Source organism: Rhizobium sp. PL01 (genome assembly GCF_033447125.1).
Lineage (GTDB): Bacteria > Pseudomonadota > Alphaproteobacteria > Rhizobiales > Rhizobiaceae > Pararhizobium.
The window spans coordinates 117,832-134,822 of record NZ_JAWQUM010000010.1; the positions used below are offsets into that span (position 1 = coordinate 117,832).

At 56.2% G+C, this 16,991-nt stretch carries 20 protein-coding genes and 7 pseudogenes; 8 read left to right on the plus strand and 19 right to left on the minus strand.

What is annotated here, in order from left to right:
* Positions 1 to 132: 132 nt before the first annotated feature.
* The 12 genes and pseudogenes from R6X40_RS22425 to R6X40_RS31665 all read right to left on the minus strand — a co-directional run.
* Positions 133 to 315: pseudogene (locus tag R6X40_RS22425) on the minus strand (ethanolamine ammonia-lyase light chain EutC); the annotation flags it as partial.
* A gap of 50 nt (positions 316 to 365) precedes the next feature.
* Positions 366 to 593, minus strand: coding sequence for an ethanolamine ammonia-lyase subunit EutB (gene eutB / locus R6X40_RS22430; RefSeq protein WP_318416509.1), 228 nt, complete (start codon positions 591 to 593; stop codon positions 366 to 368).
* Positions 573 to 950: pseudogene (locus R6X40_RS22435) on the minus strand (transposase); the annotation flags it as partial. The gene eutB and the pseudogene R6X40_RS22435, both read right to left, overlap by 21 nt.
* On the minus strand, positions 911 to 1,393 hold the full coding sequence (locus R6X40_RS22440) for a sulfatase-like hydrolase/transferase (protein ID WP_318416211.1): 483 nt from the start codon (positions 1,391 to 1,393) through the stop codon (positions 911 to 913). The pseudogene R6X40_RS22435 and the gene R6X40_RS22440, both read right to left, overlap by 40 nt.
* A gap of 535 nt (positions 1,394 to 1,928) precedes the next feature.
* A complete protein-coding gene (locus R6X40_RS22445) occupies positions 1,929 to 2,195 on the minus strand; it encodes a CsbD family protein (RefSeq protein WP_318416213.1) in 267 nt (88 codons plus the stop codon).
* A 22-nt stretch (positions 2,196 to 2,217) separates the two neighbouring features.
* Complete coding sequence (locus R6X40_RS22450) at positions 2,218 to 4,164, minus strand: AI-2E family transporter (RefSeq protein WP_318416214.1); 1,947 nt, start codon at positions 4,162 to 4,164, stop codon at positions 2,218 to 2,220.
* Between the two features lie 105 nt (positions 4,165 to 4,269).
* Positions 4,270 to 4,464 carry a hypothetical protein gene (locus R6X40_RS22455; RefSeq protein WP_318416215.1) on the minus strand — a complete coding sequence of 65 codons (195 nt, stop codon included), beginning with the start codon at positions 4,462 to 4,464 and terminating at the stop codon, positions 4,270 to 4,272.
* Positions 4,465 to 4,914: 450 nt separating this feature from the next.
* A complete protein-coding gene (locus R6X40_RS22460) occupies positions 4,915 to 5,511 on the minus strand; it encodes a mobile mystery protein B (protein ID WP_318416216.1) in 597 nt (198 codons plus the stop codon).
* Positions 5,508 to 5,969, minus strand: coding sequence for a mobile mystery protein A (locus R6X40_RS22465; RefSeq protein ID WP_318416217.1), 462 nt, complete (start codon positions 5,967 to 5,969; stop codon positions 5,508 to 5,510). Before R6X40_RS22465 ends, R6X40_RS22460 begins: the two co-directional genes overlap by 4 nt.
* Positions 5,970 to 6,424: 455 nt before the next feature.
* Positions 6,425 to 6,687, minus strand: a pseudogene (locus tag R6X40_RS22470) (transposase); the annotation flags it as partial.
* 94 nt (positions 6,688 to 6,781) lie between these two features.
* Positions 6,782 to 6,982, minus strand: coding sequence for a transposase (locus R6X40_RS22475; RefSeq protein WP_318416218.1), 201 nt, complete (start codon positions 6,980 to 6,982; stop codon positions 6,782 to 6,784).
* Complete coding sequence (locus tag R6X40_RS31665) at positions 6,895 to 7,236, minus strand: transposase (protein ID WP_412178443.1); 342 nt, start codon at positions 7,234 to 7,236, stop codon at positions 6,895 to 6,897. The genes R6X40_RS22475 and R6X40_RS31665 overlap by 88 nt, the downstream gene beginning before the upstream one ends.
* Between R6X40_RS31665 and R6X40_RS22480 the strand changes: the two are divergent.
* From R6X40_RS22480 to R6X40_RS22490, 3 genes and pseudogenes are all read left to right on the plus strand, one after another.
* A pseudogene (locus R6X40_RS22480) lies at positions 7,220 to 7,379 on the plus strand (isopenicillin N synthase family oxygenase); the annotation flags it as partial. The gene R6X40_RS31665 and the pseudogene R6X40_RS22480 overlap by 17 nt on opposite strands.
* 26 nt (positions 7,380 to 7,405) lie before the next feature.
* Positions 7,406 to 7,831 (plus strand): serine O-acetyltransferase, encoded by a 426-nt coding sequence (locus tag R6X40_RS22485; protein ID WP_318416220.1) that lies wholly within the window; start codon positions 7,406 to 7,408, stop codon positions 7,829 to 7,831.
* Between the two features lie 306 nt (positions 7,832 to 8,137).
* Positions 8,138 to 8,890 (plus strand): metallophosphoesterase, encoded by a 753-nt coding sequence (locus R6X40_RS22490; protein ID WP_318416222.1) that lies wholly within the window; start codon positions 8,138 to 8,140, stop codon positions 8,888 to 8,890.
* Between the two features lie 366 nt (positions 8,891 to 9,256).
* Here the strand turns inward: R6X40_RS22490 and R6X40_RS22495 are convergent, their stop codons facing one another.
* Positions 9,257 to 9,514: a hypothetical protein gene (locus tag R6X40_RS22495; RefSeq protein WP_318416224.1), complete on the minus strand. Its 258-nt coding sequence runs from the start codon at positions 9,512 to 9,514 to the stop codon at positions 9,257 to 9,259.
* 322 nt (positions 9,515 to 9,836) lie between these two features.
* On the opposite strand from R6X40_RS22495, the pseudogene R6X40_RS22500 reads away from it, so the two are divergent.
* From R6X40_RS22500 to R6X40_RS22510, 3 genes and pseudogenes are all read left to right on the plus strand, one after another.
* A pseudogene (locus R6X40_RS22500) lies at positions 9,837 to 10,698 on the plus strand (3'-5' exonuclease).
* Between the two features lie 125 nt (positions 10,699 to 10,823).
* Positions 10,824 to 11,078, plus strand: a complete 255-nt coding sequence (locus R6X40_RS22505; RefSeq protein WP_318416226.1) for a FitA-like ribbon-helix-helix domain-containing protein — start codon at positions 10,824 to 10,826, stop codon at positions 11,076 to 11,078.
* The gene (locus tag R6X40_RS22510) at positions 11,075 to 11,494 is read left to right on the plus strand and encodes a type II toxin-antitoxin system VapC family toxin (RefSeq protein WP_318416227.1); all 420 of its coding nucleotides are present in this window, start codon (positions 11,075 to 11,077) and stop codon (positions 11,492 to 11,494) included. Before R6X40_RS22505 ends, R6X40_RS22510 begins: the two co-directional genes overlap by 4 nt.
* A gap of 108 nt (positions 11,495 to 11,602) precedes the next feature.
* Here the strand turns inward: R6X40_RS22510 and R6X40_RS22515 are convergent, their stop codons facing one another.
* Positions 11,603 to 11,884 (minus strand): transposase, encoded by a 282-nt coding sequence (locus R6X40_RS22515; protein ID WP_412178444.1) that lies wholly within the window; start codon positions 11,882 to 11,884, stop codon positions 11,603 to 11,605.
* Positions 11,769 to 12,212: a transposase gene (locus R6X40_RS31670; RefSeq protein WP_412178441.1), complete on the minus strand. Its 444-nt coding sequence runs from the start codon at positions 12,210 to 12,212 to the stop codon at positions 11,769 to 11,771. Before R6X40_RS31670 ends, R6X40_RS22515 begins: the two co-directional genes overlap by 116 nt.
* Here R6X40_RS31670 and R6X40_RS31675 point away from each other — a divergent pair.
* On the plus strand, positions 12,129 to 12,479 hold the full coding sequence (locus R6X40_RS31675; RefSeq protein WP_412178442.1) for a hypothetical protein: 351 nt from the start codon (positions 12,129 to 12,131) through the stop codon (positions 12,477 to 12,479). The two genes, R6X40_RS31670 and R6X40_RS31675, sit on opposite strands and share 84 nt — an antisense overlap.
* Here the strand turns inward: R6X40_RS31675 and R6X40_RS22520 are convergent.
* Positions 12,448 to 13,746: pseudogene (locus tag R6X40_RS22520) on the minus strand (ATP-dependent helicase); the annotation flags it as partial. The gene R6X40_RS31675 and the pseudogene R6X40_RS22520 overlap by 32 nt on opposite strands.
* A gap of 245 nt (positions 13,747 to 13,991) precedes the next feature.
* Here R6X40_RS22520 and R6X40_RS22525 point away from each other — a divergent pair.
* Positions 13,992 to 14,380: pseudogene (locus tag R6X40_RS22525) on the plus strand (PDZ domain-containing protein); the annotation flags it as partial.
* Positions 14,381 to 14,495: 115 nt separating this feature from the next.
* On the opposite strand, the gene R6X40_RS22530 reads toward R6X40_RS22525, so the two are convergent.
* The 3 genes from R6X40_RS22530 to R6X40_RS22540 form a co-directional block, all read right to left on the minus strand.
* Positions 14,496 to 15,614, minus strand: coding sequence for a metallophosphoesterase (locus R6X40_RS22530; protein ID WP_318416230.1), 1,119 nt, complete (start codon positions 15,612 to 15,614; stop codon positions 14,496 to 14,498).
* Positions 15,615 to 16,134: 520 nt separating this feature from the next.
* Positions 16,135 to 16,350, minus strand: coding sequence for a hypothetical protein (locus tag R6X40_RS22535; RefSeq protein WP_318416232.1), 216 nt, complete (start codon positions 16,348 to 16,350; stop codon positions 16,135 to 16,137).
* Between the two features lie 242 nt (positions 16,351 to 16,592).
* Positions 16,593 to 16,859: a hypothetical protein gene (locus R6X40_RS22540; protein ID WP_318416233.1), complete on the minus strand. Its 267-nt coding sequence runs from the start codon at positions 16,857 to 16,859 to the stop codon at positions 16,593 to 16,595.
* Between the last annotated feature and the right edge of the window lie 132 nt (positions 16,860 to 16,991).

Below are 16,991 nucleotides of genomic sequence, written 5' to 3' on the forward strand. Positions count from 1 at the left end.
GATAGCACTTATGTAAGATAAATTTCATAATTGCTTATATCATAGCACTTATATCGCGTCAATTCGAACGACTTTACTTGGTCGCCAAAACAGAGGGCCTAAAGTGTTCGATTCCTCAAGGCGTGAAAGTTAAACCGCGTTGCGTGCTCGGGCATGGTCGAGGGTGAAGTCGAGCAAAGCCCGCGTTGGCATGCCTGATCCTGTTCCACCCAGTCCTAGCCGCGTGGCGGTCGCCTCGGATGGAAACTGAATGGTGTCACGGATCACTGTCGCCGTTGCATGGTCCTTGCCTTCCCGAAGGCCGTCGTGCGCCATGCCGTCAGCCTTGGCAATCCGGAATGCAGCGGGTGGCTGTTCCTGAGCGGCTACAGTTTGCCATTCTGATCGGCAATTTCCATGTTCTGAAGCCATTTGGCAAACTTCAAACTGCGCCTGACCTTCAAGAGATCGCGAATGTACAATTGGTCATGGACGGACGTAGACTGGTAATTCAGCATAATGTCGTCGGCGCCAGGCACTGCGATGATAAAGTTGTTTGCTGCGGCCGCGGTAAGCGTCAGAGCCCGTTTGAGCCTGATGAGTAGGCTTCCCATTGCGATGTGGATCATGGCCTGTGAGCAGTCGACGCGCTGCTCGTAGTCGCGCACGAGACGCCGCCATCGGTTCATCCATCCGAAGGTCCGCTCGACGACCCACCGTCTTGGGAGGATTTTGAAGCAATCAGTGGTATCGCTGCGCCGGATGATCTCGATGGTGAAGTCGAGGAAGGCGGCCTTGTCCATGAGCTTTGTGCGGCCATCGGCGCGATCGGCGAAGAGGTGTTTGAGCCAGGGCCAGCGCTTGCGCACGCTATCGAGGATCAACTGCGCCCCGGCGCTGCCGGAAATGTCAGCAGGCGTGAGATTGACCATCAGCAAGCGGCCGTCGATATCGACTGCGATGGGGCGCTCGCCCATGAGTGAATGACGCCACGCGCACCAAACTTCTTCTCATAGGCCTCGACGGTACCAGAATATTCCTTCGCGAAGTTCTGATAATCCCGCTGCTCATCCTCCTCGGAGACATTCAGGTGGTAGAGATTGCCAAAAAACTCATCGAAACCGTGGTTGGTCGGCAGATGTTCGTTCCGGTCTCCCAAATGGCTCTTGCCAAAATGACCGGTGGCGTAACCGGCAGCCTTCATCACCTCCGCCAGGCTTGGCGAGGCGGTCTGAAGACCAAGGCGGTCGCCCGGTTGCCCGACAGTGGTCATGCCGGAGCGGATCGGATACTGGCCTGTGATGAACGCGGCGCGACCGGCGGTGCAGGATGGCTGTGCATAGTGATCGGTAAAGCGGATACCCTCGTTTCCGATACGATCGATGTTGGGCGTGAAATAGCCCATGGTTCCCATGCCGTAGGCAGAGACGTTCTGCCAACCGATATCGTCACCCCAAATGACGAGGATATTGGGCCGTTTACCTATTGCCGCCGCCTGCGCCTGGCCTCCTGCACGGCAGAAAGGGGGCTGATCGTCGATACCGCAGCAAGGACACTGGAACTCAAAAGAAGGTTTCTACGCGTTAGGCTTGCCGGCGCATCCACGTCTGCGATAGCTTCTTTGTCTGCCGTATTGGGCTTTGGATCATCACTCATGAATGTGCGCTCCTTGCGGTGGTATTTATAGAAACAGGAGTTGCGTCTTCCTGGTTATGAAGAAGCGCTTATCGGTACGAACACGTGAGAACATGTTCCGGTTCTTGAATAAATTCAACACACAAAGCAAACAGGACGACGTCCGCATCTTTTCGCCGAGTGAATTGCGCAGCGTTCAACAAAATTGTCCACGAGTTTGCCATCGTCTGACATCGCCCCGAGGTGTTCGGCAGGGAAATGCTTGCCGTGGATGGCACGCGCATCAAGGGGTCAGTAATAGTCATGTCCGACGGTCACTTGCATGCGATCAACACCTTCTTGATTGCTTCCTTGGCGTTACCCCTGGCCCGTTGGGCATCGCCTTTTGCCTCTTGGATCACGCCCTTCGCATCGATTTCCTCGTTGCCGACAGCATTTCCCACCGCATGCCGCGCCTTGCCTGCGAGTTCTTTGACCTTACCGGAAATTTTATCGGATGTGATACCGATGGTGAGACTCCTTATGAAGACTTGATGCCTCATTGAGTGAACCGCAGCATAGACGTTTGGTTCGGTGCACATGGCTATTTCGTGCCATCGAAATTCAAACCTCGACGGGCTTGGACAATCTCTGACGCGGTCGGCTCACTTTTCTTGGCACGACCTTGAGCGCGATCGGAGTGGATGCGGTCAGAGCGGATCGTGCCGCTTCACTGAGGGATGTTGCAACGAAGTCCGCGTCTATTTCAGCCGCGTCAATTGTGGTTGAACCGTCCCCACTCGCTGCCGGAATGAGTATGCCGACGCGAACTGACGGCTTGCGGCGTTTGAGCCGTCGTACGACCTGTCTGGCATGCGATTTTGAGCCGGCATTGAGAAATGTGACGATCACGGTGTCGGTACCAACCATCGAGATTTCAAGCGCTGCCCTCCCTGAGAGATCGGAATGCGCTGCAGTCACGACCGTAGCGCCCTGAACCTCCAGCACCTGTGACAGCATTGCAGCAGCGGCGTCGTCGATGGCTCCGCGGCCACCGATACTCATCACTGAATGTCCATTGCCGTCAGGCAGTTCCATCTCGCGGTCAGAGGAGCGTACTTCCTCAGCGTCAGCACTGTCTTCTTCCCGTTCCTCCTCGACGGCGATGTCGGAAAGGTTTTCTACCAACGTCATCGAACTGGCGGAGAAAAGCGTTACCTGCGCGTCGGACATGACACCGCGTTGCCTGTCCATCTCTCCCAGCAACAATGCGGGAAGGCCGACCTTGTCGTAGTAGTCAACGAGATATTCGTCCTCGAGAAGCTCTTCGGCGTTGTCTGTGGCCTCATTCGGATCGCCCGCGAGCAGGCGTTGGTAGAGCTTTTCGTGCGGTTCCAGAACGGGTTCGTTGCCGAGCAGAACATCAAGGAAGCTGAACTGTGGCACATACCGCCCAAGAACGACCAAGCAGACCGTCAGGGGAGTCGACAACATCAGGCCGAGCGGTCCCCACAGCCATGACCAGAAGATCGCCGAGATGATGATTGCCAATGGCGACAATCCCGTGTGGGACCCGTATAGCCAAGGTTCGACCACATTGTTGCTGATCAATTCCACGGTGATGAAAAGCGCGGCCACCCAAATGACCAGGGACCAACCGGGCGCGATGGCAAGAGCGAGGAACAGCGGAAGTATCATCCCAATTGCAGCTCCAATGTACGGGACGAAGCGTAAAACGAGCGTCAACAACCCCCAAAGGATTGCATTGGGAATGCCGAGAACCCACAGGCCCAGTGCGATAGGGATGGAATAGAGACTGTTTACGACCAACTGCATAAGAAGGTATTTGCCGACCCGCTTGCCAGCATCTTGAAGAGCTGCCGTGGTTCGATGCAGATCGCTAAGACCGACCAGGCGGATGAACCTGTCGCGCAGGTCTTCGCGCTCAAGAAGCATGAAGACGACCAGGACGATAACGAGGCCCGCCGTTGCGAACGGGCTGATCAGCGGAAGGATGAGGTTTACAAGCGTCTGGATCGGATTGGAGCGTGTGACAATTTCTACTGGCATCGGTTCGCGTGTCGTTGCTTCCGAGGCTGGTGTGTTGTCTTGGTTCTCGGCAGCTCCGGTTTGTATCTCCGCACCCACACGCTCGACCACCTTGCTTAGGTGATCGAAAATTCCATTACCAGAGCCCGCCTGTGCCAAAGCATGGACTTTGGCGACGATGTTTCGCTGATAGGCTGGAATATTCTCCGCAAGGTTTGTCACTTGTGTCGCCACGATGACGCTGAAGAGGGCGATCGCGCAGAAAGCTGAAACCACGGCCATTATCACAGCCAGGATTTTAGGGACCGACCTCTTCCTGAGAAACGAGACGATCGGGGCGAGCGTAAACGCAAGCAGGAGAGCCAGGGCGAGCGGAACGAATATGTCCTGACCGACCTTAAGGATCACAGCGACCGCGATCAGGATGAGAACCGTACGGCCAGAGAGCCTGCTATGTGCCCCGACGTCGTGAACCGGGTAGAGCCCTGCCTCTACCGATCCGCCAATCTTCAATTTTTCCATGGCTTGCCCCCGTTTGGCACGCTGCGCCAATGTTCGTGGCGTCCCCTACGCCGAACGCGCTTTGAGGCAGTAAGTTCCAGAGTGGACGCTCAAGCGAGGCGATCGTCAACCATCGGATTGCTCCGGAAAATCGCAAGCAATTCCGAGAATATTGACTTCGGCGAAATGATCCATGTTGATGAGGGCACCGACGAGGGCGTTACGACCCTCACAGACCGAGGCACCGAGAGCCTGCAGGAGTTTCTCAGAGATATTCGCTCCTGCGAGGGCGTCGTTCCACATTTCCTTATCGATTGCCATGCGACCCACAAATGATCGAGCGTATTATGGCTGACGAGTGCAAACTATAAGACCGCGGCCTTCACCGGATGTGGACCAAGAAAACGCCCATACCCCCATATGGTTCGAAAGTTGAGGCGACTGTCACCCTCGCCAGCGCCAAAAAGTGCGTTCCCGACGCTGACATCAAAAAAGGTGCCTACGCTGGCGAGTAATCGCGGTGAAACGGTTACAAGCCGCCTTGCGATCTTTCGGTGCCCCAGACCATGAATGCACCTCATCGTTAACGGACTCTTAACCACGTTTGTTTATGAAGAGTTAACTTGATCCTGACGCGATCTGATCAAGTCGTCTGCCTGAGAACGGCCCACTCAAGAATCTTGGGTGGGCCTTTTTCGTACCCATGAACGGCGACCGAGGCTAGAGACACATATTCAACCCAGGTGATCGAAGTGCACCAGGCGGCGCCTGTTAGGTGCGTGCGAATTCCAGCAGCGGCGCTATATTATGATTGTCTGCTGCGCGCAGGGTCCACACGTATCGAGCGCGTAATTCGCCAACGTCGCCCATATTGCCGCCGCCCCAACTGAAACGCTCGCCGCCAAGGCGTTCGATCAGAAGGTCGGCCGCCAGGCGAGCGTGACGGCCGTTCCCATTCGGAAACGGGTGAATCGCGACCAGGCGATGGTGGAACCTTATCGCAATCTCATCCGGCGGAAATGTCTCGTGCTCGATCCAGTAACGGATGTCGCTCAACAAGCCCGCAAGCTCCACTCCGATACGGTAAGCCCCGACGCCAATGTTGCGCTCCGTCGTTCGGAATGTGCCGGCCCACTCCCAGACATCTCCGAACATGCGCTTGTGCAGTGTTCTGATGAAGTCTCCGCTGAGCATTCGCTCAAGCGACACCCGCCGGCGGCCGCGCACCCGAGCCGCACCTTCTACAATGTTTTCCTGTTCTGCCTCGTTGAGGTCGCGACGGTGTGTTATCCATGTCTGAAGCAATCCGTCACGCTCGTTTGGCTTAAGAGGTGTGGCGTCCTCAGGCTCCCGAAATAGGTCCGTCATGTCTCGTTCCAGAGGTCGCGCTCGGAGAGTATGTCGCGAATGTATGCCTGCACACGAGATTCGAAGTCCGACTCGCCCGTGCCTTGAGCTTCGAGCCGCATCGTATGCGCGACGCGCTGAAGCTCGCGGGTTGCGATTTTGCGCGCGCGCGACTCGATGATTGCCTCAAGTGAACTGTTTGGAACGAGGGCGTAGACGAGCGTGCAATCCAGCGCCTCAGCTGCTCGACGTAAAGTGTTGAGTTGGATGGTGCCTGCGGCTTCTGACTTCTCGATGGCTTCAACAGTTTGAGGTCTCACGCCAATGCGTGTGCCGAGTTGCGCCCCCGTCATCCCGAGCGCGTCGCGTAGTGCGCGCACCCATCCCTTTGGCGGCGCCCTGAACCGGTCAATAGGTTGGAGCGCTTGAAGTCTTTCATCGAGTCGCAGCCGCCCCCTTTTTCGACTGTCGCTTTTCATACATTAACCTCAGGCTGTAAGCTGATCATAACGAAAGTTTATCAGTACATAGACTGATTATCAATGTGTATGAATCAGTTTGTAATATGATTTATTAAGTCATAATATCAGTCTCTGATCCGTGATTCACGCTAAAAAATCAGCCTGTAGTATGACAAAATGTTAATTGCCCGTCGATGTTTTTCTCCGAGTTTCCGTTACCACACTCTCAGGCGGTCTTTCTTCGTCCGGGACGAACAGCGGCTACGACCGGTATAAGGGACGATCGTTGGCGAGGAGCGACCTCTCCAACTGGCGCACTTGAGTTGTTTTCTCTCCACAAGAACAGGGTCGAAAGTTCGAATCCGCTCACATCAGGATTTTGTCAATTGTTCATTCGAGTGGCATCGAATTTCTCCTTCGTAGGCGGATCCACGGTCTGAGCCCATAGCAATTACCGGCCCGATTCTCGGGCCTATACGGCCGAAACTGCCATCCCAGTTCCACAGGTAGAAACAGCTGAACAACGTGCTTTTCGGCGGCAGGTCCTTCGGCACGGACCGCCATTGGCGGCCTGTGCTGAGAACACAAAGCAGGCCGTGAAGACATCGCGCCTGCGACCGCCGCGCTTGGCTGGTGGGATCAAAGGCTAGACCAGTCCCCATTCCGCGTGCGTCAAATCGCTCGGATAGCGCAGATCATCTCGATTGTATTTCCCACGGTGCGCCTTGGTCCACATCGGTTCCACGCCCTCGTCGAATCAAATCAACGGCATGCAATCACAAGCGATTCATATCATTCAACTTCTTTGTGGACCGACACTCAGAGTCTGTTCAAGAAAGCGGATATCTGGCCAGCCGCCGTGTCATACGCTTGATCATAGTGGTCTGGATGAAGGCGGGGCTTGTTGCGGAAAACCGCTCGAAGTCCTTTGCCAGACGCCGGTTTATGCCAATCCATGCATGCGTGCGCTCAACGATCCAGCGCTTCGGCAGCACCTGGAACCCAACCCGGTTGCGCTTGACGATCTCCATTGGTCTCGGGCTTGCCTTTTCGACCTTTGGACCCTGATAGCCGCCATCGCCGCAGATTGTCTCAACAAAGGGAAAGCGGTTGGCGAGCTTGTCGAAAACGAGAGCTGCTCGTCGCGATCCTGAATGCCCGCCGAATGGACCTCGGCCTTGAGAAGCATACCCAGGGTATCGACCAGAATATGCCGCTTCCGGCCCTTTTTCTTCTTACCCGCATCGTAGCCGATATCGTGGCGGGCATCCAAGCGCGGTATCACGGTCGATCCGCTCAATCCGATCTTTCGTGAAGTTGGCCACAATCACCTGAAGAGCAGGCTTCTCCCATCCGGATGTAGCGCTCGCGCATCATGCCGATCTGGTTTCATCGGAACATGCCGACAGGGTCGCCGGCGCCCACTGATATCGTTTCTCCCGCTGCCTGGCGCAGTGGAAGCCGGCTTCCAGGCGAGTGGCCTTGCGGCTGTGCCGGAGGCACCAACATCAGCTCAGAAAAATGGGCCGCCCGTGCCATCGAAGAATGCAGACAATCAAACACATGCGATCTCTATCGCCGATTTCGTCGATAGAGATTTGTGGCGCAAGCCGTGCGGCGAGGCGGGCAGTGCAATCGACAACGATGTATTGCTGACCCGAGCCATGAACTCGGCAGTGTACTATCGTCGCAGTCTCTGCGACGCGCTCCCGCATTGCGTCGCCCATGAGCTGGCGGACCATGATATCAGTCACGAAGCGCTGATCTTCGTCGTCCGTCAAGCGTTTCAAAGCGATCATCGTATCGTGTCGGCCGCGCAGTCGACCTCGAAGCGATCCGGGAGCGTCATCGCTTCCGCCCGTGCGACCGACGCGTTATAGGTCGCACCCGCAGCGTGCTTGACTTTTTTCGCCATTCTCGCCGGCGATCAACACCACCAGAAAAAAGGAGGCAACGGTTGCCTGGTCGCAGTCCAACAGTCGTCGGCCGTTGATGTGATTGACCCTGTCGAAGGGCGCAACATAGCTGAAGAAACGCACGCTGCGCTGTCAGGCGCTCACCCAACGGAGCATTTTGCCTGAAATCTGGATCGCAACTTGCGGAATTGCCAGAAGGTGACGTAAACCCTGAAACGGTTACAGCGTGGCGCCGGACCCCATGTATGCTTGTAAGAGAGAATAACAGTGATGACTGAGGATCCCGCCTCCGAGATTTATGCGATTGGCGATATTCATGGACGCGCCGATCTTCTTGAGGTCTTGCTCCGTCATGTCGCTGTCGCCTCAGGTCAGGGCGGATTAAAGCCGATCGTGATATTTCTGGGCGATCTGATTGACAGGGGACCCCGCAGCCCGCAGGTGCTGGATCTCGTTGCCTCGACGCTTGAACTTTATCCCGGTTCGCGACTAGTCCTCGGCAATCACGATTTTTACTTGCGCGCTTTGCTTCGCGGCGAACTTGTACCTGAAGACGCGGTGAACTGGATGGATTGGGGTGGCGTTGCAACCGTAAGCGCCTACTCCGATCTCCCAGTGCCCGATTTCGAGGGGATTGCCGCAGAGATACGCGAAGCGTTTCCGCACCATGCACACTTATTGGAGAGCGCGCTGACATACAAGGAAATCGGCAGGTTCTGTTTCGTGCATGCTGGTATCCGTCCCGGGGTTCTCCTCACCGCGCAGACTGACTACGACTTGCGATGGATCAGGGCAGGCTTTCTCGATCATGTCGACGCTTTCGACCATATTGTCGTGCACGGCCACACCATCACAAATTCGCTGCTGCCCGAAATGTATGACAATCGCATCGCCGTCGATACCGCAGCCTATCGGACGGGTCGCCTGAGCGCTGCCGTGATCCGACAGGACAGACTGTCTCACTTCATATTTACCAAGCTCAACCCGACAGGTGATATCTCGGTCGAAGTGTTGCTACCGTAGTGAGGCGGCAGGAGATCGCCCGAACATGACCTTCTAACCGCGAAGATGACGCAATGACGCCGTTCAGGTCCTCAGTTCCGATTCTTACGCGGCATGTCTGAACGCCGGAAATTAGGGCGAAACCAAAGCAAACTTCAATTCAGAACAGGCCCCGCGCGCCGAGCGCTGTCGGTCCTGGTTTCCGGCATTTGCCGTGCTATGTTCAACCTCCTGTGGCTGCCTCGGAAACCCGAGCCGCATGCGCGAATTCCCGAACCGTGGCTCTTCCACCGCTAAGCTCGGCTCTCCGATATGCTCTTAGTCCGTCGGCCGGTGGCAGCCTTCCGGCGTTTCTTCAAAGAGAGAATTGTTCTCAACGCGCTTCGATCAGGATCCGAAGTTTCCTGATTTCATATGCGTATTCCAGCAGCAGATGCGATGCAAGAAAGTTCGGGTCTTCTTCGAGCTCGTGAAGATGGTCCTGATTTCGGACATGAGCGTGGTAGGAAAGGGTTCGATGTTGCCTTCTTTCGACAGGGCCTCATATAGATCAGCAATGGCCGCCAAGGCACGTTCGATCAATCTGCGCCGCTCCGCCAATGACAGGTTAGCCACCTCGTTGGTAGCCTTATAGAGTTCGCTCACGAAGTCGGGTGTCAATGACACCGCCCATCGTGCAGGCTATGCGAATGGAGGCAACGTGGTCCGGCCGATGCCGGTCATTATATTTTCCAGTCGGATGAAGACGTCCGGCGTTTTGTGCAAATCACTGACACTGGCTGGTCTAATTCGAGTGCTTACATGGGGACAAGCCGGGCGCGCACCGCGATACGGTATTGAGTTCGACCCGCCCCCTATTAGAGAATGACGCATGACAGCACAATTCGACATGTTTCCGAGCAGTCCGGACGAGCCTGTTGTCGTGCCAGACCACGAAGCTCTCCCAAAAAGAGCAGTCCCCGACGCGATGAGCGAGGCGGCGATGGTACGGCACCTGATCGAAACGGGCCGCTACAGAATTCTGACGAAGCTCGAGCACCGTGAGATAGCCGCTATCACCCGCGCGCAGTTCCCGCTGAAAGGTGTGATACTTGATACGGAAACAACAGGACGAGATCATCGAGATTGGCGCTATTGCGTTTACATTCGATGAGCGCGGAATGATTGGCGATGTCACCGGGGTTTATGGTGGGCTTCAGCAACCGTCGATATCGATCCCTGCCAGAATCACAAGGCTGACCGGAATCACCGATGAGATGGTTGCCGGCCAGATCATCGATTTGAAAGCGCTGCGGTCGCTCATCGATCCGGCTGACGTGATCATCGCGCACAATGCTGGATTCGATCGACCATTCTGCGAGACGTTTTCCGCCGTTTTTGCAAACAAGGCATGGGCCTGCTCAAACTCGGAAGTCGATTGGGAGTCCCGCGGCTACGAAGGCACGAAGCTTGGCTATCTGCTCGGGCAGGCGGGCTATTTTCATGAGGGCCATCGCGCTGTCGACGATTGCTTCGCGCTGCTTGAGGTGCTGGCGCGCGAGGAAAATGCGTGCGCGACCACCGGATTTGCCGAACTTTATCAGGCAAGTCAGCGATCGCGCGTCCGGGTCCTTGCGGAAAACAGCCCATTCGACATGAAGGATGCTTTGAAGGCCCGTGGCTATCGCTGGTCCGATGGCAGCGACGGTCGCCTGAAGTGCTGGTGGACAGAGGTGGGTGAAGAGGCGCTGGAGGATGAGCTGCGCTACCTTCGAACCGAGATCTACCGGTATCCCCATGCGGACCCGCCGACCAAGCATCTTACGGCCTTTGACCGGTTCAGGGCATAGCGGCTTAGTTTCGGCAAGCGGCCGCACGCACTGCCTTGGACCGTTCGCCCTCGTCCCATGACTTGAAGAATGCCATCATTTCGACTATGGTGATATCAAAGTTAAAGGTGAATAGGATTGTGTTAATGGCGGCGGTCACCATTCGAAACATCTCCGATGAAACACATCGGGCGTTACGCGCAAGAGCAGCTTACCACGGCCGTAGTACCGAAGCCGAGATTCGTCACATTCTGGAAGCTGCGGTCCGTCCATCTGAACGCGTGAAACTCGGGTCATTACTCGCGGCCATCGGCCGTGACGCCGAACTATCGAACAGTGACGTTGAAGCGCTGCAACAGCAGCGCGACATGACACCAGCTGAACCGATGACTTTCGAATGATCTTGCTAGACACCAATTTAGTGTCTGAGCCGTGGAAACCGACTCCTGATCCTGCCGTGATAACTTGGTTGGATGCACAAGCCATTGAGACGCTGTTCATTTCAGCGATTTCAGTTGCTGAACTTCGTTTCGGGATTGCCTCCATGCCGTCCGGGAAACGTCAGACAATTCTCCACGATCGTCTTGAAAGTGACGTTCTTCCGCACTTTGACGGGCGCATTCTGCCCTTTAACTTAGGTGCCTCGCAATTCTACGCGGAGCTGATGGCCGGCGGCCGAATAACCGGGAAGGCGATCGGCAAAGCTGATGGATACATTGCTGCTACGGCAGCACAGAACCACCTTGCGGTCGCAACGAGAGATGCAAGACCATTTGAGGCCGCCGGATTGAAAGTGATCAATCCTTGGGTCGCCTAGGACTGATCGACATTCAGCGTAGCCAGATCATGGCAGCGGCGAGATGTAAGAAGCCTTTGAAGTGGATTGTCTTCCGCTCGTAATGCGTTGCGAAGCGACGGAAATTTTTCAGACGATGGAGGCATCGTTCGATCCGATTTCTGTGTTTGTAGACGCTGATGTGGTGGGATAAAGACCTTGCGGTCTCGTTTCGAGGGGATACCGCTTCACCTTCATGGCGGTGATGGTCTCGCGTAAAGCATTGCTAGCATGAGCTTTATCAGCAAGCACCGCCTCAGCTCGCTGGTCTTCGAGAAAATCCGCTGCAGATCTGATGTCGCTGGCTTGGCCAGGTGTGATGTAAAACCGCAATGGCCTGCCGAAGGTATCGACGAGCATATGGATCTTGATGGTCAAGCCGCCTTGCCGCCTGTTGATGCGAACGCACGATGGTACTGTCCAACTTCAGATATTGGTTGTCGCGGTCCGCCGTCAGCGCATCAAACACAAGCTCCCAGACGCCGGCGTGGCACCAACGGCTGATGCGGCGATGCACCGTCTTCCATCTACCATAGCGGTCCGGCAGGCCACACCAGTGTGCGCCCGACCGCAGGACCCACAAACATCCATCCATCAGCAATAGGACATTGTCGCCATGGTTGATCCCGTTACCCGGATTGTCGCAACAGCCATGTCGTCTCCCACCAAGATCGGAACGAGCACGTCGATCTGCTCGCAACCCGACAACGTTTGGGTTGCTGCGCGCCAGTCCCAGATCAATGCCGACAAGGTCGCGATGCAGACGTCGCGACGAGGACAGCACGAACCAGAACCTGGTGCTATCGAAGACCGCGACATGCGCGAACGGTCAAAGGACGGTGAAGACAACCCAACCGGTGACAGTGAGGACCCGGGAGATCATCTGTTTTCCGGTGAGAGCGAACGGATCGGATGCGTGAATTTTGACGACGAAACAGCATTCGGTGACCGTGTTGCCATCGTTTGACGGCTGAAGCCGAAAGCAGCACCGCCAGCATGTCCTTGACATGGGCGCTGTCGAGGAATTTGAGGCCGCCGAATTTGACGAATGGGATGTTGCGGCGGGTGAGTTCCACCTCCAGCGGCCCGCTATGGCTGGACGTTCGAAACAAGACGGCCTGCTGCTTTAGCGTCATTCCGGTCTCACGGTTGGCCAAAATCTCCTCGATGATGAAGTTTGCCTGGTCCGTCTCGTCCTTGACGGTGACGAGCTTTGGGCGTTGCTCCGACTGGCGCGCGCTCCAGAGGTTCTTCGTGAAGCGTTCAAGGGCCAGGCCGATCACACCGTTTGCGGCGGAAAGGATCGGTTGCGTCGAACGATAGTTGCGGTCAAGCGTGATGATGTCGGCGGCGGGGCTGAAGCAGGCTGGAAAGTCGAGAATGTTGCGGACAGTGGCGGCTCGAAACGAATAGATTGATTGCGCGTCGTCGCCGACAACGGTCAGGCCGCGGCCGCCGGGTTTGAGGGCCATCAGCACGGAGGACTGCAGCCTGTTGGTGTCCTGATATTCATCGACCATGACATGGTCGAAACGATTGCCAATGTCCTCGGCAAGCGCTCGATCATTGACCATTTGCACCCAGTAGAGCAGCAGGTCGTCGTAGTCGAGAACGTTTTGGGCCTGCTTGGCCTCGACATAGCCCGAGAACAGGGTCTTCAGCTGTTCCTCCCAGCTTGACACCCATGGATAATGATTGCGCAGCACGTCGTTGAGTGGCGCCTCGGAATTGACCGTGCGCGAATAGATCGACAGGCAGGTGCCCTTGGTCGGAAACCGGCTTTCGGTCTTGGAGAAGCCCAGGTCGTGGCGGGCGAGGTTCATTAGGTCGGCGCTGTCTTCGCGGTCATGGATGGTGAAGTCGACATTCAGGCCTATCTGCTCGGCGTAGATCCTCAGCAACCGCGCGCCGATACCATGAAACGTACCGGCCCAGGTTAGAGCATCAGTCATGAGAGCAGAGTTTGCACCAAGCACCTGCTTGCAGATCCGTTCAACACGGCGGGCCATTTCAGAGGACGCCCTGCGCGAAAACGTCATCAGCAGGATGCGCCGGGGGTCTGTGCCGTTGACGATCAGATGGGCGACGCGGTGCGCGATCGTATTGGTCTTGCCGGAGCCGGCACCCGCAATGATCAGTAGAGGACCTGCAACATTGGTAGCTGTCTGGCCGACACCGAACTCAACAGCGCTTCGCTGCTGATCGTTCAATTTTTCCAAATGGGCAGTGGCCATGAAACGTCCGACATAGTTCTGGGTGACCGGTGCTGGAGATAACGAGACAGCTCCGAACAAATACGGAACATATAGACTTGCCGGTGTGATGGAAAGACCGATTTCAGCGCTTGTGTTTTTACCCCCATTTGATCGAAAATGTGTTCAATGGAGGAAACTTCGTATGCGGCCGGATACCATGCGAACCGTCGGTTTTTCAGGAGGATCTAACCATGATCGCTCGTTCCCAGGATTGAATAGGGTCTGGAATAGGGTCTCTCAAGCTGGAGATGAGCCGGGGTGAACCAGGTCCGATATAACATGGTCGTGCCGATAGACCTGCTTGCAGGGTCGATAAGCCTACCCGTCCTTCGATCGGAGCGATTGCGGCGGAGAGCAACGGTGATGTCGTGGTCGTCAGCGTTGCCCCTGATGGCCCTGCGGCCCAAGGCGGGTTAAAAGGCGGAGAAATGTCATTTCCGAAGTTCGCAACGAAGAGGTCAGCGGTCTGGCCGACTTTTATCGGCAAGTCTGGAACAGCGGCGAGGCGGGGACGGAAAATCCGGTCAGGATCGTTCGCGAAGGCCGCAAGACCTGGCTGAGGGTCAAGTCTGCCGATCGGGAGAGTTTTCTCAAGCGGCCGCAGCTCCAGTAGCCTGGGATCAGCAAGAGGTTCAGCCACCCGGCACGCTAGCGCCTTCTGCCCGCGGTTCTGTCACGACAAACCGTGCTCCTCAGCAAGCAGTGGTGCGAGAGCAAGCTCTGCAGTTTCACAGCTTTTTTCGCAGCGTAATCACAGTCAGTTCCGAAGGCCTTCCCAACCGCAGAGCGAAGCCTGGCCACAGGGCCGTTCCGTTGTTGACATAGAGTTGCATGTCGCCGACATCGTATAGGCCGGATACGAAGCCGTTGTTGCCTCTGGCAACAAGACGATCCAGACCGACAACCATCCCACCGTGAGTGTGTCCTGATAGCTGCAGCGCAACCCCGGCTTTCGCCGAGCGCACCGCCATTCTCGGCTGATGTTCGAGGAGTATGATCGGAGCACCATCAGGCGCGCCCTTTAAAGCGGCAACGAGGTCTGGTGCGGGCAACGTTGTCCCGAGGGCGGCAAGATCGGTTAGGCCCGCGACGACAATTTGCGCGTCCCGACGCTTGATGATGGTGTGGTCGTTCATCAGCATTCCGATGCCGAGACCGGCGTCGTGCAGCATCCATCGCTCATAGCCGAAGTAGTATTCGTGATTACCGGGTATTGCGTAGATGCCATCCGGAGCGCGGAGGTTCGCAAGGGGCGCGACGTCTGTTCGGCGATTTTCGAGGCTACCGTCGATGAAGTCGCCAGTGACCACTATCAAATCGACACCAAGAGCGTTCGATCTGCGAACGACTTCCTTCGTCCAGGAGGCTGTGAAAAGGCGGCTGATGTGGAGATCGGTCAATTGCAGAATTCGATAGCCATCGAAAGCGGGAGGGAGGCGTGAGATCGCGATCTCGATATTCTTTAAGGGCGGCACACGGATTGCCTGGGCAACCCCGAACACCGACATCAAGATGGCGACGGCGCCCATCGTGTAGCGAATTTCGGGCGGGACCAGCGGAAAGTGCCCAATCAATGGTGTCAATATCAGCGATATCGCATCCAGTGTGATCTGAAACACCGCCAACAGGACAATCACGCCGAAGAGCAGATTGAATGCGATAATCAGGGGTCTGGGGAACTCGGGCGAGAAGACTGACCCCGACGATAGGCGACTAAAGAGATGGTACTGGGAGGCAATCAGAAGAACGCCCGCAACGACGATCTTAATGGACCAAAGCCATGGGAGTGGCTGGATAAAGCGAAGAAGGACAACCAGCCAAGGCAGCCCGAAGATCAGATGGAACATTGAACATGCCTGTGACTACGACTGCATTAACCGCGCGAAGGGTTGGCGTGTGATCAGTGCCTATTCGGTTTATCGTCTAGGTCAAGGTGGCGCTGAACATCTTGTAGTGCAAGTGCACATACGGTGACGGCAAAATCAAAGAGCATTACATGACGCTTGGCGCTCGCGCGCTCTCACAATCCGGATCCGGATAGTCCTGCCTTGAAGCGCGTCTCAGCATCGGCGTCCCTCCTCAACCGGGGCGATTTCCGTTTGAGAGGGCTGCCATCGGAGGGCTCCTCATCTCCTTCTATCACTTGGCATAGAGATGGAATCGCCTGACGTGCTCCACGAAATGGCCAATGGCGTCAGCGATGTTTGGTATGGGACGCATCGCAGGCCGTGAGGGTGCTAGCCGTCGAGGCTTCCTTTCATAAATTGAAAAAAAGCGCAACGAAGCGTACGGCGCTTTGTTCCTGCTTGAATGGAACTCCATCACGGCCGTTTGGTCTTTCGATTGCGTCAATTGAAGAGTACAGGCCTACCAGTTGCCGGGATCTGCCGTGTGATCCGTTGAGGCGAAGTTGACTGCGCTATCCCGGTCCAGTTCTACATGTGTCGTCAGGTTCGCCTCGTCGGTGACCGCGTAGTTTATGGGCGCCGCGGCCCTGGTCAACGTCTGATACATGAGAAGAGCAGCCTCCTCGGCTGTCTCGGCTTGGATTTGACGGCTCGTCATGACTGTGAACGTGTGCATGTCCTTGGCCTCGTTTGTCTGTGGATTCGCAACATTTCGCGAGCGGTGCGATTTTCGGCACCGGCGCCACAAATGCTTCGATCGAGATATTTGCATGTTTTCTTAAATAAGGCCCGGTTTGAATGCGTGCATCCAGCCGATGGCCGGGCGACTGGGCCTTCTTGACCCAGCCGATAGTGCACGCCGTGACCGCTCGTCCAAGCCTGGAAAGCCAGGAGCTGTTCGTGAGCAAACCCTTCGGGCTATTGCCGCAATCGTTCGGCGGCCAAACTCCCGGCGGTGGTTAATCTAAGCGTACTCACACCGTGAACCCGGTCTTCTCCAACGAGATCGAGGCGTTGAAGATCAGATATGGTGGTCTCTGGAATTCGCGCGTCTCCAATGATCCATCGGCTTCCCGTCTTCTTTTGACGGCGGAAGAATGCGATCGCCTTCAATGCGGTCTGTTGCGGGCGGGTGAGCTCACGGCGGGGATTGAGGATGATTGCATTGTCACTCAGCGAGATCATTGTCTGGCCCTCCTTCCAGGGAGCACTTATCCTTGAACATGTGGGGCTCCACCCGGCAATTTCAAGCAGAGAGGCAGTCTTCTTCAACAACCGAACCTTTCGCGCCAGTCAATTCCTGGCGGTGGTGGCAAC